Genomic DNA, 14,199 nt, shown 5'->3' with positions numbered 1-14,199 from the left:
ATCCGCGATCGGCGGAGAGGACGAAGGCTGGAATCAGACTCGAAAGGAATCTGATGCGCAGACTGTTCAACGCCGCGTTCGCCTACATGCTCGCCGGGGTCGCCTCCGGCCTGTTCTACCGGGAGTTCACGAAGCTCAACGACTTCCCCGAAGGGCAGTTCACACAGCTCGGGCTCGCCCACACCCACCTGCTGACCCTGGGCTTCATCATCCTGCTGATCGTGCTCGCGCTCGAGAAGCTGTTCACCCTGTCGAACAGCAGGCTGTTCGGGTGGTTCTTCTGGATCTACAACGCCGGCGTGATCGTCACCTCGGCGATGCTCGTCTGGCACGGCTCGCTCACCGTCCTCGGGGGGGAGTCGTCGAAGATGATCTCGGGCATCGCCGGGACGGGCCACATGCTGCTGACGGCCGGCATGGTGCTGCTGTTCCTGGCGCTGGGCAAGGCGATCAAGAGCGATCGGATGCCGGGGGCCGGGGCATCCGTCACCGCCACGTCGCCGGAGGTCGCCGCGCGCGCCTGACGCGAGGGCGGGCCCGCCGGCCGGGAGGCTTCCCGGCCGGCGGACGTGCGAGGCTGGGGTCGTGCTGACCGACGACGCCCTCGAGTTCCTCCGCGAGTACCACCTCGCGACGCTGTCGACGCTCGGCCGCGGTGGCCGCGTCCACGCCGTCCCCGTCGGGTTCACGTACGAGGCCGGCGTGGTGCGCGTGATCGGCACGCGCGGCTCGCAGAAGTTCCTCAACGCGCAGCGCAGCGGCCGGGCCTCGATCTGCTCGGTCGATCGCGGCCGGTGGATCAGCTTCGAGGGTACGGCGCGCATTCTGGAGGAGCCGGATGCCGTCGCCCACGCCGTCGAGCTGCACGCCGCGCGATACCGCCGGCCCCGGGTCAACCCCGAGCGGGTGGTGCTCGAGATGAGCGTGGAGCGCGTGCTCGGCTCGCCGCAGTTCAGGGGGTGAACGCCCGAGCGGGAGCCGCCCGATGGGCGACCCCCGCTGCGACGACCGGCTCTCCTCAGGAGACGGCGGCCTTCACGAGCTCGGTGAGCTTCTTCTCGGTGATCGGCGTCAGCGCGAGGAGTGCGAACGCGGTCGCCCACATGTCCCCGTCGTCGAGGTGCGCCGGACCCTCGAAGCCGACGGTCGAGTAGCGCGTCTTGAACTTCCCGGCAGGCTGGAGGAACACGACGATCCTGCCGTCGGCGTTCGCATAGCCCGGCATGCCGTAATACGTCTTCGGCACGAGGTCGGGGGCGACATCGGAGACGATCCGGTGCAGACCCTCCGCGAGGGCCTTGTCGTCGTCGCCGAGGGCCGCGATGGCGTCGAGCACGGCCTTCGTGCCGGCCTCGCGGCTCTTGCCCGCCTTCTCCTGCGCCCGCAGCTCCTTGGCGCGCTCCTTGACGGCTGCGCGCTCGTCCGCCGACAGTCCGCTCGACGTGGTCTTCTCTGCCATTGCCTTCTCCTTCACGGTGTGCGGCCGTTGCCTGCCGGCCTGTGATCCACACGCTACGCGGGGCCCTCGGCATCCGCTTCTCCATTCCTGATCGGTTCGCGCGGTCGCCGAGCGAGCCTGTCGGCAACCTCGATGCGACGCCGACGGCGAGTCCCCTGGACGATCGCGTCGCTCCGTCTCGGAGTGACAACGCGCTGTCGCGCATCTACCGTGGGGTGTCACCCGAAACGTGGAGAAGCCATGACCTCGCCAGCCCGCCCCGAGCAGATGCATGCGATCTCGGACGAGACCCGTCACACCGTCGAGGACGTGCTCGAGTACGCCCGCCGCCGCGCGCTGTACGAGGACGTCCCGCTCGACAAGCCGATGCGGCCCAACGACCTCGCACGCCTGGCGTCGGGCTCGATCACCGAGGACGGCATCGGCGCGCGCCGCGCGATCGCCCTCTTCGAGAACGTCCTCGCCCCCGCCTGCATCTCGACGGACCATCCGGGCTACCTCTCCTTCATCCCGTCCGCGCCGAGCAAGGCCTCGCTCGCATTCGACGTCGTGGTCTCGGCATCCGCCATCTACGGCGGATCGTGGATGGAGGGAGCAGGCGCGGTCTTCGCCGAGAACGAGGTGCTCCACTGGCTGGCGAAGGAGTTCGGGCTGCCCGCGACCGCGGGCGGCGTGTTCGTGCAGGGCGGCACGATCGGCAATCTCTCGGCCCTGGTGACGGCCCGGGATGCCGCGCGCCACCGCAATCGCGAGGCCGGGCGCCCCGACCCGGCGCGCTGGATCGTGCTGTGCAGCGCCGAGGCGCACTCGTCCATCGCGTCGGCCGCCGCCGTCATGGACGTCGACGTCGTCACCGCCGCTCCCGACGCCGACGGGCGACTGCACGGCGACGCGGTCGCCCGCGCGCTCGACGAGCACGGCGACGCGGTCTTCGCCGTCGTCGCGACGGGCGGCACCACGAACTTCGGGATCGTCGACGACATCGCCGGTGTCGCCGCCGCCACGAAGGAGCGCGGCGTCTGGCTGCACATCGACGGCGCATACGGCCTCGCCGCGATGCTCGTCGAGGACATGCGCCCGGCGTTCGCAGGCGTCGAGCTCGCCGACTCGGTGATCGTCGACCCGCACAAATGGCTGTTCGCTCCGTTCGACGCGTGTGCGCTGATCTACCGGGAGCCGGCGCTCGCGCTGCGCGCACACACTCAGAAGGCGGAGTACCTCGACACCCTGACGGAGTCGCCCGACTGGAACCCCTCCGACCTGGCGGTGCAGCTCACCCGTCGCTCGCGCGGCCTGCCCCTGTGGTTCTCGCTCGCGACGCACGGCACCGAGCAGTACCGCGCGACCATCGCCCACGGCATCGACCTCGCCCGCCGCATCGCCGACGAGATCAGCCGTCGCGACGGACTCTCGCTCGTGCGCGAGCCGCAGCTGTCGGTGGTCGTCTTCCGCCGCGAGGGCTGGACGATGGCCGATTACCAGGCGTGGTCGGACCGGCTCCTCGACGAGCAGCGCGGGTTCGTCGTCCCCAGCTCGCACGCGGGCGAGGCCGTGCTCCGCTTCGCGATCATCTCGCCCCTGACGACCTACGAGCTGCTGGTCGAGATCCTCGACTCGCTCGGCTGAGCGCCGATGCGGGGCGCGACGGTGCCGCTCAGGCAGCGCAACTAGACTGAGGGCATCCCTTTCGCTTCGCAGGAATCCGCCGTGACCTCAGCTTCTTCCGCTCGCACGTTCGACGTGCGACACGTGCAGCTCGCGCGTGCCGCGTTCGCGGCGCTCGCCGCGGCGATGATCACCTTCTCGCCCGACCACTCCGCGCTCGTGGGGATGTCGGTGTTCAGCGGGTTCGCGATCGCCACCGGGCTCGTTCTGCTCCTGGCCGTGTGGCTCGTGTATCCCGCGGGGCGCCGGTGGCCGGCGGCTACGCTCGGCGGGGTCACCCTCGTCGCCGGCATGGTGAGCGGGCTCGGCCCCGTGCGCACCGTCGCGGGGTTCTTCGCCGTCGTGATCGCGTGGGCGGTCGTCAGCGGACTGCTCGAGCTGATCGCCGGGCTTCGGGGCCTCCGCGGCCCTCGCGCGCGCCGCGAGATCGCGCCCGGAGTCATCGACGCGCGTCCGATCGTCGACCCCGGACCGCGCTCCGACAGCCGCGACGCCGTCGTGATCGGCGCGCTCGGGGTGCTCCTCGGCATCGCGCTGGCCGTCGTCCCCGCCGGGTACTCGCTCCCGTACACGATCGAGGACGCCCACCAGACATTCACCCTGACGGGGATCACCATCGGCGTCGGCGTCTTCGGGGCGTACGCCGCGATCGTGGCCGTCTACCTCGGCATCGCCGGCTTCTCGCCGCGCAAAGATGCCGTGGCGATGACCGAGGCTCCGGCATCCGCCCCCTCCGACCAGAAGGATCCCGCGTGAGCGACGACCGCCCCACCCGCCGCGACCTCATGAAGCCCGTGCAGCTGCTCGGGCTGGCGTTCGGCGCCGCTCTGTTCGCGGGGATCGTGACGCTCGTCTCGATGGGCTTCTTCCAGCAGGGCGGCGCCGAGAAGGCCCAGGCCGCGGTCGTGTTCGCCCTCGTCGTGGCCGGCATCACGTTCATCGCCGTGCTGCTGATCGTCTCGCTGCTGCTGCTCGCCATCGACCCCGCGCAGGTCGCGAAGCCGGTCGACAAGCCCGTGCTGCTCCCCGACGAGCAGGACGGGACGGATGCCGCGGCCGACGGCGACCCGAAGGCCTAGGCCGCCGGCCGCACCCGCGTCGTGCGGGCGCGGCGTCGGGACGGCTCAGCCGAGCTCGTCCACCAGCTTCGACGCAAGGCCGTCGTACGTCGCCGGCGTCAGCGCGAGCAGGCGCTCCTTGGCGGCGTCGCCGATGTCGAGTCCGCGCACGAACTCCGCGAGCTCGGCGGCGCCCACCCGGCGGCCGCGGGTGAGGTCCTTGAGGAGTGCGTAGGGGTCGCTGATCTGCGAGCGGCCCGCGGCGATCTCGGCGCGCACGACGGTCTGGATCGCCTCCGCCAGAACCTCCCAATTGCCGTCGAGGTCGGCCAGGAGCACGTCCTCCGCGAGCGATATCTCGCCGAGGCCGCGCTGCAGGTTGTCGAGCGCGAGCAGCGAGTGGCCGAGGGCGACGCCGATGTTGCGCTGGGTCGTCGAGTCGGTGAGGTCGCGCTGCATGCGGCTGGTGACCAGCGTCTGCGACAGCGTGGCCAGCAGTCCGCCGGCGATCTCGAGGTTGGCCTCGGCGTTCTCGAACCGGATCGGGTTGATCTTGTGCGGCATCGTCGACGAGCCCGTCGCCCCCGCGACCGGGATCTGCGTGAAGTACCCGATCGAGATGTACGTCCAGATGTCGGTGGCGAGATTGTGCAGGACGCCGCCTGCGTGACGGACGCGGTCGTAGAGCTCGACCTGCCAGTCGTGCGACTCGATCTGCGTGGTGAGGACGTTGAAGTCGATGCCGAGACCCTCGATGAAGGAGCGGCTGAGCCCCGGCCAGTCGACGTCGGGCTCGGCCGAGAGATGCGCCGACCAGGTGCCGGTCGCACCCGAGAACTTGGCGAGGTAGTCGCCGCCCTCGATCTGACGGGCGATGCGCTCGAGGCGCCACGCGAACACCGCGAGCTCCTTGCCCATCGTCGACGGAGTCGCGGGCTGTCCGTGCGTGCGCGACAGCATCGAGGCATCCCGGTGCTTCACCGCCAGCCCGCTCAGCGTCGCGATGACCGTCCGGAGCTTCGGGAGCCACACGCGCTCGACGGCGCGCTGCACGGTGAGCGCGTACGACGCCGAGTTGATGTCCTCGCTGGTGCAGGCGAAATGCGTCAGCTCGGCGATCGCGTCGAGGCCGAGCGACGACAGCCGGTCGCGCACCAGGTACTCCACGGCCTTGACGTCGTGGCGGGTCACGGCCTCCTTCTCGGCGAGCCAGTCGATCTCGGCCTGGCCGAACTCGAGGTACAGAGCGCGCAGGCGGGCCTTGTCGTCGTCGGAGAGAGGCGACGTGCCGAACAGCGAGCGGTCGGTGAGGGCGACGAGCCACTCGACCTCCACCTCGACGCGGGCGCGGTTGAGGCCTGCCTCGGACAGGTAGTCGGCGAGGCCGGTCACGGCGGCCTGGTAACGGCCGTCGAGCGGGCTGAGGGGCTGAGGGGGGAGGGTGGTCACGGGGCTCCCGTCGGAACGCAGAGGGCGACGCCGGCGTCAGTTCGCCGGTCGGATCGCGGGTTCGAGCTGCCGGAAGAGCGCCCGGCTCGCACTCTCGATCATACCGAGCACCTCGTCGAACATTCCGGGCCCGGCATAGTACGGGTCGGGGACGTCGAGGGTCGTGGCCGACGGATCGAACGACAGGAGCAGCGCGATCTTGTCGGCGTCGGACTCGTGCCGCGCCCAGCCGCGGAGGATCCGCTCGTGACTGCGGTCGAGCGCGATCACGAGGTCGCTGTGGGCGAAGTCGGCGTGGGTGAACTGCCGCGCGCGATGCTTCGTTCCGTCGTAGCCCGCGCGGTCGAGCGCGTCGATCGTGCGCTGATCCGCACGCTCCCCGACGTGCCAGTCGCCCGTGCCCGCGCTCGTGGAAGCGACTCGCATGCCGAGCCCCGCCGCATCCGCGTATCCACGGAAGACCACGTCCGCCATCGGTGAACGGCAGATGTTGCCCGTGCACACGAACACCACGCGAAAGGGATCGCCGGTGGTCGCCGTCATGCGCTCCATTCTGGCCCGGCGGAGGCGAGCGCCCAAGAGCGCGGAGCCACTGCGCTCCCGCCGCCGTCACCGAAAGTTAATGAACTCTCCTCGATGGGGCCTTCCCCGAGGGGTGCTGCTCGCCTAGCCTGGCGCGGAAGGCCTACCGGCCTTCTTCCATGTCCAGGAGGACCCGTGCGCCGTTCCCACCGAGCAACCGTCGCCGCCGTCGCCGCCGCTGCCATCGCCCTGACCGGGCTGATCGCACCGTCGGCGGTCGCTGCCGAAGCCCCCACTGAGATGTTCCTCAGCGAAGTCGTCGAGGGCTCGGGCAATGACAAGGCGATAGAGATCTACAATCCGACGGGAGCGGCCGTCGACCTGGCCGCCGCCGGGTATGCGATCAAGATGTACTTCAACGGCGGGGCCGCTGTCGGCCTCACGGTGAATCTCACCGGCACGCTGCCCGCGAACGACGCGTACGTCCTGGCCAACGGCGCGGCGACCGCGACGCTCAAGGCCTTCGCCGACCAGATCTCCGACGGCGGCTGGTTCAACGGCGACGACGTGATCGTGCTGACGAAGGGCGACGCGGTCGTCGACTCCTTCGGGCAGATCGCGATCGATCCGGGTACCGAATGGGGCTCCGGCGCCACCGGCGGCGCCGATGCGACACTCCGGCGCCAGGCGGATGTCTGCGTGGGCGACGCCGACGCGACCGACGCGTTCGACCCGGCCGACGAGTGGGACGGCTACCCCATCAACACCTTCGACGGCCTCGGCGCGCACACCGCCGACTGCGGAGACGTCGAGCCCCCTGTCACGAAGGTCGTCATCAACGAGTTCTCGGCGAGCACCGCCGGTGACGACGTGGAGTTCGTCGAGCTGCTCTCGACGCCCACGAGTGACCTCTCGGCCTACCGCGTGCTCGAGATCGAGGGCGACTCCTCGACCACGCCCGCCTTCGGCGTCGTCGACGAGGTCGTGTCGTTCCCGGCCGCCGACGCGTCCGGGCGCGCACTCGCGTCGCTGGCCAACGGTGCGCTCGAGAACGGCACCATGAGCCTGCTGCTCGTGACGGGGACGATCCCCGCGCTGGGCTCCGACATCGACGCGAACGACGACGGCGTGATCGACGACGGTCTCGGGATGACGGTGGTCGACGCCGTCGCCGTGACCGACGGCGGGGCGACCGACCGCGCGTACGGCGGCACGATCCTTGGCGTGAGCTACGACGGTCTTCCGTTCGCGCCGGGAGGGGCATCCCGCATCCCGGACGGCACCGACACCGACACCGCGGCCGACTGGGTGCGCAACGACTTCGACCTCGCGGGCATCACCGGCTTCGCCGGCTCGCTCGTCGCCGGCGAGGCGGCGAACACCCCGGGCAAGGCGAACTCGCTCACCGTTCCCCCGGTCGATCCGCCTGAGGTCGAGGCCGGGTGCGACCTCACGCCGGTGCCGATCGCCTCGGTGCAGGGCTCGGGCGCGGCATCGCCCATGGTGGGCACGGACGTGCTCATCGAGGGCACGGTCGTCGGCGACTTCCAGACGGGCGGCTTCAACGGCTACTTCGTGCAGGATGCCGGTGACGGCGATACCGCGACCTCCGACGGCGTGTTCGTCTATGCGCCGAACGGCGAGGCGGTCTCCGTCGGCGACGTCGTCAGCGTTGCCGGTGAGGTCAAGGAGTTCGAGGGACTCACCGAGATCGCCGCGGCCGACATCGAGGTCTGCGCGACCGGGACGGCACTCCCCGCGCCGATCTCGTTCTCGCTCCCGGCGACGAGCGCTCAGCGCGAAGCGCTCGAGGGCATGTACGTGACGCTGCCGCAGAGCCTCGCCATCCTCGAGTACTTCGACTACGCCCGCTACGGCACGATCGACGTGGGCCTTGACCGCCAGTCCGTCCCCACCGCGACGTACCTGCCGACCGATCCCGCCGCTGCGGCGCTCCGGGCGGCGAACCTCGCGGAGCGCATCGCGATCGACGACGGACGCAGTGCGCAGAACCCCGACCCGGCGATCCACCCGAACGGCGAGGAGTTCACCCTCGAGAACACGTTCCGCGGCGGCGATCTCGTCACGAACGTGACCGGCATCCTCGACGAGCGCTTCGGCACCTACGCGATCCAGCCCACCGAGGGCGCGGACTTCACGGTGGCGAACCCGCGCCCCGAGGTGCCCGAGGTCGGCGGCGACCTCGTGGTGTCGAGCTTCAACGTCCTGAACTACTTCACGACGCTGGACGACCCCGACACGAGCGCCGACGACGACATCGCTCGCGGTGCGAACACCGCCGAGGAGTTCGACCGCCAGGAGGCGAAGATCGTCTCCGCGCTCGCCGAGATCGACGCCGACGTGTTCGGTCTGATCGAGATCGAGAACAACGCCGACTCGCAGGCGCTGGCGACCCTGACCGATGCGCTCAACGACCGCCTCGGCTCCGACGTCTACAGCTACATCGAGACCGGCAAGATCGGCACGGACGTGATCACGACGGCGCTGATGTACAAGCCCGCCTCGGTCACGCCGGTCGGCGACTTCGCCCTGATGAACCAGGAGAAGGATTCCCGCTGGCTCGACAACCGCAACCGCCCGGGTCTCACGCAGACCTTCCGGGACGCGGACGGCGCGACGTTCACCGTCGTCGTCAACCACCTGAAGTCGAAGGGGTCGGCCTGCGCGGGCGAGACGGAGGACCCGCTGCAGGGCAACTGCAACATCGTCCGCACGAACGCCGCGAAGGCTCTGGCCGACTGGCTCGCCACCGACCCGACCGGTCAGGGCACGGTCGGCCGCGAGCTGATCATCGGCGACCTCAACGCCTACGACAAGGAAGACCCGATCGCGGCGCTCCTGGCCGCGGGCTACACGGACCTCAACCTGAAATACCAGGGGGAGGATGCCTACAGCTACGTGTTCGACGGCGAGAACGGATACCTCGACCACGCGCTGGCCGGCCCCGACCTGGTCGCCGACGTGCGGGGTGCGTCGCCGTGGAACATCAACGCCGACGAACCGAGCCTGATCGACTACGACATGTCGTTCAAGCTGCCCGCGCAGGACGCGCTGTTCGCGCCCGACCCGTACCGGTCGAGCGATCACGACCCGGTGCTCGTCGGTCTCGACCTGACGCCGCCCGACACGACGCCTCCGACGATCGAGGCGATCGCGATCCCGTCGTTCATCCTCGTGCCGAACAACAAGGATCGCAGCGTCTGGGTCCATGTCGACGCGGAGGACGAGAGCGGAGACGTGACAGTCGAGCTCACCGACGTGACGAGCAACGGCAAGCCGAAGGCCGCCTGGACCGTCGTGGACGACACCCACCTCAAGGTCAAGGCCGTGAACGGCGCGATCTACACCTTCACCTACACGGCGACGGATGCCGCAGGCAACACCGCGACCGACACCGCCACGGTGATCGTGGGTGTGAGGGGCCTCCTCGAGTTCCTCTGATCCGCGACCGACCGAGAGACGCCGTCCCGTTCGCGGGGCGGCGTCTCCGCGTGCGCGGAGAGCGGATGCCGCGGCATCCGATCTCCTCCTGCACAGGTCCGGCGCGGCCCGGCGTCGTGCACAGCTCGGGCGGGCGCCGTCTGAGCAGGCTCCGCGCGGCGCGAGCATGGGCGCATGATGCACGACTCCATGAGCGCCGCGATGACCGCGTCGCAGCTCGATGTCGTGGCTCGAGAGCTCGCGATCGTCAACGAACGCATTCTCGATGCCGCGTCCCGCGCCCGCTCGCTCGCCGCGGCGACCGACTGGCGCGCCCGCGCCGCCGAGGCCTTCCACGCGCGCGCCGAGGAGTGGGCGCGCGAGATCTCGAGCCTCGTGTGCCTGGCCGAGACCGCTCGCCTCGCCGCCGCCCAGGCGAGAGACGCCGCATACCTCCGCCACGACGGAGGGTTCTGATGGCCGATGACCTCCAGCTGATCGGCGGCGGCGCCGTCGCCGTCGACACCGAGACCCTCCGGCACACCGCCGTCCGCTTCCTGGAGGCCCGTGACGACCTCGAGGCGCTGTCGAGACGAGTCGGATCGCTCCAGCTCATGCTCCTTGTCGAACGGGCCCACGCGTGGCACGCGGCCGGTGCCGCCTCCGTGCTCGGCACGCGCCTGGCCGAGACGCTCGACGGCGCGTCGCGCATCGCCGAAGCGCTCCGCGAGGCAGCCGCCGTCTACGAGCTGGTCGAGCTCGACGCCGCGCATCATGCCGCCGTGCTGTCCGCCGACCGCGTCGCGGCCGAGCGGATCGCCGAAGCGCGCGACGCCCTGATCGCGCGGCATCCCGAGGCGGTCGCGGCCGCTCTCGCCGCCGCGGTGGAGCGCTCCGTCCTGTGGCCGTCCGACCTCGTCCGACAGGCCACCGAGATCGGGGTCGTGGCGGGCAAGGAGATCGGACCGCAGTCGGCGGTCGTCGTCGGCGCGGGCCTCGGGCTGCTGACCCTCGGGCTCGGTGCCACGACGGGCGTCGGAGGGATCGGCCGGCTCCCGGCCGATGCGAGGCTCACCGGTCGCGGCGTTCCGGTCACGCTCGCGGCAGTCGATCCCGTGCGCACGGCGACCCCGGCGCCGACCGGCCTCGCCGGCGTCGCCGATCGCATGCCCGGTGCAGGAGCGTCCCGCGTTCGGGTGGAGCGCTACACGATGCCCGACGGCACGCGCCAGTTCGCGGTGTACGTCGCGGGCATGCAGTCCTTCGCCGTCGGCGGCGACGACCCCTGGGACAACCTGTCGAACGCTCAGCTCTACTCCGGCGCGTCGTCGGCATCGTACGAGGCGACGGAGGCGGCCCTCGCCGCGGCGGGGGCCGAACCGGGCGACGTCGTGCACGCCTTCGGCCATTCCCAGGGAGCGATGATCGCGGCGCACCTGGCCCTCGAGGGCGGTTACGACATGCAGACGCTCGTGTCGTTCGGCTCGCCGGTGGAGGCCGACGTCGGCCCGGCCACGCTCAGCGTCGGCATCCGGCACACCGACGACCCCGTCGCAGCGCTCGCCGGCGGCGGGCACCTCGCCCCGGTCGGCGCTGCGGGGAGCTTCGTCGCCGAGCGCGAGGCCGACCCCGCCGCCGGCATGCACGACGCGGGGGTGCCCGCACACCGGATGAACGCCTACGCCGAGACGGCCGCCCTCGTCGACGCCTCGTCGGATCCGCGCGTCGCCGCGGTGAACGACGTGTTCACCGGGCTCGCCGGCGCCGAGTCGGTCGAGGTCCTCGAGTTCGCCGCCACGCGGGGCGACGGCGGCGTCAGTCCTTCTTCCGCGGGCGGAGGATGATGCCGAAGATCCAGTTGATGAGCGAGATGATGATCGCCGCGACGACACCCCACCAGAAGTCCTCGACCCGCAGGCCCCAGTTCCAGAAGCTCGTGAACCACGCGGTGAGCCAGAGCAGGAACGCGTTGATCAGCAGGCCGATGAGGCCGAGCGTGAGGATGTACAGCGGGAACGCGAGCACCTTGATGACCGTGCCGATGATGGTGTTCACCAGCGCGAAGATCGCCGCGACGAGCAGCAGCGTGAGGACCAGCTGCAGAGTCTCGCCGGGTGGGAAGGGGATGACCTCGACCATGAGCGCCGGGATGAGGGTGACGACCCAGATCGCGAACGCATTGACGACGACGCGGATGAGAAAGCCCATGATCGGGCCAGTCTGCCACGCCGCCCGTCCGGGTGCGAGGACGCCGTGACGTGTGTTCGGACGTCCATGTATCCTCCCGCGGGCATACGGGGCGCTCGTAGACTCGCAGGGTGACCGACGCCTCCGACATCCCCATTCGCGTCCGCCCCGAGATCGCCGCGCTCCCGCCGTACAAGCAGGGCCGGCAGGCGGGTGGCGATGCGTTCAAGCTGTCGAGCAACGAGAATCCGTTCGATCCGCTTCCCGGCGTCGTCGAGGCGATCCGGTCCGCGACCGCCGTCAATCGCTATCCGGATGCCTCGGCCGCCCGTCTTCGCGAGCGCCTGGCCGAGCGGTGGGGGCTCACCGCCGACTCCGTGCACATCGGTGCGGGAAGCGTCTCGATCCTCGCCCAGCTGGTGCTCGCGACGTCCGGTCCGGGTGACGAGGTGATCTACGCGTGGCGCTCCTTCGAGGCCTACCCGTGGCTCGCCGTCGTCGCCGGCGCGACCGCCGTCGAGGTGCCCCTCACCGATGACGCACGCCACGACCTTCCCGCGATGGCGGCCGCGATCACCGCCCGCACCCGCGCGATCATCGTCTGCAGCCCGAACAACCCCACCGGGCCGATCGTCACCCAGTCCGAGTTCGACGCCTTCGTCGAGCAGGTCCCGGCCGACGTCCTCGTCGTCCTCGACGAGGCGTACTCCGAGTTCGTGACCGATCCCGACGCCGTCGCGGGCGAACGCGCGCTCGCCGGCCACCGTCACCCGAACGTCGTCGTGCTCCGCACGTTCTCCAAAGCGTTCGGCCTGGCCGGGCTCCGTGTCGGGTACGCCATCGGCCACCCTCGGATCCTCGACGCGGCGCGGAGCACCAGCATCCCCCTGTCGGTCACTGCGCAGGCCGAGGTCGCGGCTCTCGCGAGTCTCGACGCCGAGGACGAGCTGCTCGATCGGGTCCGTGCGATCGCCGAGCGTCGCGACCGGCTCGTGGCGGCACTTCGAGAGACCGGATGGCGCGTCCCCGACGCCCAGGGCAACTTCGTGTGGCTCCCCGCGGGCGCCGAGACCCTCGCCGCCGCGCAGGCGTTCGACGAGGAGGGGCTCATCGTCCGTCCGTTCGCCGGTGACGGCATCCGCATCTCCGTCGGCGAGGAGGAGTCGGTCGACAGGATCGTGCGGATCGCGGCATCCGTCGCCCGCACCCTTCCCGAGGACCACCTCGGCGCCCGGGCGGGCGCTGAGCGATGAGCACCCTCGAGGGGGCCGTCGCCGCTGTGCTTCCCGACGACCCCGCTCTCGTCCGCTTCCTCGAGGCCGACGGCACGTTCGCTCCGTCGCCGGGGGCCGAGCCGTACCGCGCCCTCGTCGACGGTCTCGCCGACGCCGAGCTCGAGACCTTCTACCGCGACATGGCCGTCATCCGCGCGTTCGACGTGCAGGCGACGAACCTGCAGCGCCAAGGCCAGCTCGCGCTCTGGCCGCCGAGCTTCGGCCAGGAGGCGGCGCAGGTCGGCTCCGCGCGCGCCGCCCGCGCGCAGGACCACCTCTTCCCGTCGTACCGCGAGCACGTCGTCACGCGCATCCGCGGCGTCGACCCGCTCGACATCATCCGGCTCATGCGCGGGCTCACGCACGGCGGGTGGGACCCGACCGACCCGAAGAACGGCAACACGCACATCTACACGCTGGTCCTCGGCGCGCAGACGCTGCACGCGACCGGGTTCGGCATGGGCCTCGCGCTCGACGGCCGCTGCGGATCGGGCGACCCCGAGCGCGACGAGGCCGTCATCGTCTACTACGGCGACGGCGCCTCGAGCCAGGGCGACGTGCACGAGGCGATGGTCTTCGCCGCCAGCTACCTCACTCCCGAGGTCTTCTTCCTGCAGAACAACCAGTGGGCCATCTCGGTGCCCGTGGCCACGCAGTCCCGCGCGCCGCTGTTCAAGCGCGGCGAGGGCTACGGGATGCCGAGCATCCCGATCGACGGCAACGACGTGCTGGCGAGCTGGGCCGTCACCCGCGTGGCGCTCGACGAGGCACGGTCCGGTCTGGGCCCGCGGGCGATCGAGGCCATGACGTACCGCATGGGTGCGCACACCACGAGCGACGACCCGACGAAGTACCGCACCTCCGCCGAAGAGGAGTCGTGGCGACGCCGCGACCCGATCGCACGCATGGAGCGCTTCCTCCGGTCGCGGGGCGCGTCGGACGCGTTCTTCGCCGACGTCGTCGCCGAGTCCGAGGCCGTCGCCGACGACGTGCGCACGCGCACCAACGCGCTCGGCGGGATCGACACCGACATCATGTTCGACCACGTCTACTCCGAGGCCCATCCGCTCGTCGAGGAGCAGAGGCAGTGGCTCGCCGGGTACGAGGCATCCTTCGAGGAGGGCGCATCGTGAGCGACGTGACC

At 70.8% G+C, this 14,199-nt stretch carries 14 protein-coding genes; 10 read left to right on the top strand and 4 right to left on the bottom strand.

Annotated elements, in window-relative coordinates:
* Positions 1 to 53: 53 nt before the first annotated feature.
* Both EER34_RS05885 and EER34_RS05880 read left to right on the top strand, forming a co-directional pair.
* Entirely contained in the window at positions 54 to 524 is a 471-nt protein-coding gene (locus EER34_RS05885; protein ID WP_127473582.1) for a DUF2871 domain-containing protein, read from the top strand.
* Positions 525 to 585: 61 nt separating this feature from the next.
* Complete coding sequence (locus tag EER34_RS05880) at positions 586 to 963, top strand: PPOX class F420-dependent oxidoreductase (protein ID WP_127473581.1); 378 nt, start codon at positions 586 to 588, stop codon at positions 961 to 963.
* 55 nt (positions 964 to 1,018) lie between these two features.
* Here EER34_RS05880 and EER34_RS05875 read toward each other — a convergent pair whose 3' ends face one another.
* Positions 1,019 to 1,459 (bottom strand): iron chaperone, encoded by a 441-nt coding sequence (locus EER34_RS05875; protein ID WP_127473580.1) that lies wholly within the window; start codon positions 1,457 to 1,459, stop codon positions 1,019 to 1,021.
* 240 nt (positions 1,460 to 1,699) lie between these two features.
* Between EER34_RS05875 and EER34_RS05870 the strand changes: the two genes are divergently transcribed.
* From EER34_RS05870 to EER34_RS05860, 3 genes are all read left to right on the top strand, one after another.
* Entirely contained in the window at positions 1,700 to 3,085 is a 1,386-nt protein-coding gene (locus EER34_RS05870) for a pyridoxal phosphate-dependent decarboxylase family protein (protein ID WP_127473579.1), read from the top strand.
* An 81-nt stretch (positions 3,086 to 3,166) separates the two neighbouring features.
* Positions 3,167 to 3,880 carry an acyl-CoA synthetase gene (locus EER34_RS05865; protein WP_127473578.1) on the top strand — a complete coding sequence of 238 codons (714 nt, stop codon included), beginning with the start codon at positions 3,167 to 3,169 and terminating at the stop codon, positions 3,878 to 3,880.
* Complete coding sequence (locus tag EER34_RS05860) at positions 3,877 to 4,203, top strand: amino acid transporter (protein ID WP_127473577.1); 327 nt, start codon at positions 3,877 to 3,879, stop codon at positions 4,201 to 4,203. Before EER34_RS05865 ends, EER34_RS05860 begins: the two co-directional genes overlap by 4 nt.
* Positions 4,204 to 4,248: 45 nt before the next feature.
* On the opposite strand, the gene purB is transcribed toward EER34_RS05860, so the two are convergent.
* Together purB and EER34_RS05850 are read right to left on the bottom strand one after the other, a co-directional pair.
* On the bottom strand, positions 4,249 to 5,631 hold the full coding sequence (gene purB, locus EER34_RS05855; protein ID WP_127473576.1) for an adenylosuccinate lyase: 1,383 nt from the start codon (positions 5,629 to 5,631) through the stop codon (positions 4,249 to 4,251).
* Positions 5,632 to 5,667: 36 nt separating this feature from the next.
* Positions 5,668 to 6,174, bottom strand: coding sequence for a low molecular weight protein-tyrosine-phosphatase (locus EER34_RS05850; RefSeq protein WP_205791391.1), 507 nt, complete (start codon positions 6,172 to 6,174; stop codon positions 5,668 to 5,670).
* Between the two features lie 174 nt (positions 6,175 to 6,348).
* On the opposite strand from EER34_RS05850, the gene EER34_RS05845 reads away from it, so the two are divergent.
* The 3 genes from EER34_RS05845 (at position 6,349) to EER34_RS05835 (ending at position 11,438) form a co-directional block, all read left to right on the top strand.
* Complete coding sequence (locus EER34_RS05845) at positions 6,349 to 9,615, top strand: ExeM/NucH family extracellular endonuclease (RefSeq protein WP_164743461.1); 3,267 nt, start codon at positions 6,349 to 6,351, stop codon at positions 9,613 to 9,615.
* Between the two features lie 174 nt (positions 9,616 to 9,789).
* On the top strand, positions 9,790 to 10,071 hold the full coding sequence (locus EER34_RS05840) for a hypothetical protein (protein ID WP_240642147.1): 282 nt from the start codon (positions 9,790 to 9,792) through the stop codon (positions 10,069 to 10,071).
* Positions 10,071 to 11,438 carry a hypothetical protein gene (locus EER34_RS05835; protein WP_127473574.1) on the top strand — a complete coding sequence of 456 codons (1,368 nt, stop codon included), beginning with the start codon at positions 10,071 to 10,073 and terminating at the stop codon, positions 11,436 to 11,438. The genes EER34_RS05840 and EER34_RS05835 overlap by 1 nt, the downstream gene beginning before the upstream one ends.
* On the opposite strand, the gene EER34_RS05830 is transcribed toward EER34_RS05835, so the two are convergent.
* Positions 11,410 to 11,802, bottom strand: a complete 393-nt coding sequence (locus tag EER34_RS05830) for a phage holin family protein (protein WP_127473573.1) — start codon at positions 11,800 to 11,802, stop codon at positions 11,410 to 11,412. The two genes, EER34_RS05835 and EER34_RS05830, sit on opposite strands and share 29 nt — an antisense overlap.
* 110 nt (positions 11,803 to 11,912) lie before the next feature.
* Here EER34_RS05830 and hisC point away from each other — a divergent pair, with 110 nt between their 5' ends.
* Both hisC and EER34_RS05820 read left to right on the top strand, forming a co-directional pair.
* Entirely contained in the window at positions 11,913 to 13,034 is a 1,122-nt protein-coding gene (gene hisC / locus EER34_RS05825; RefSeq protein ID WP_127473572.1) for a histidinol-phosphate transaminase, read from the top strand.
* A complete protein-coding gene (locus tag EER34_RS05820) occupies positions 13,031 to 14,188 on the top strand; it encodes a thiamine pyrophosphate-dependent enzyme (protein ID WP_127473571.1) in 1,158 nt (385 codons plus the stop codon). Before hisC ends, EER34_RS05820 begins: the two co-directional genes overlap by 4 nt.
* Positions 14,189 to 14,199: the final 11 nt, after the last annotated feature.

The organism is Microbacterium sulfonylureivorans, from assembly GCF_003999995.1.
Taxonomy (GTDB): Bacteria; Actinomycetota; Actinomycetes; order Actinomycetales; family Microbacteriaceae; genus Microbacterium; species Microbacterium sulfonylureivorans.
This window is presented reverse-complemented; position numbering and strand designations above follow the sequence as displayed.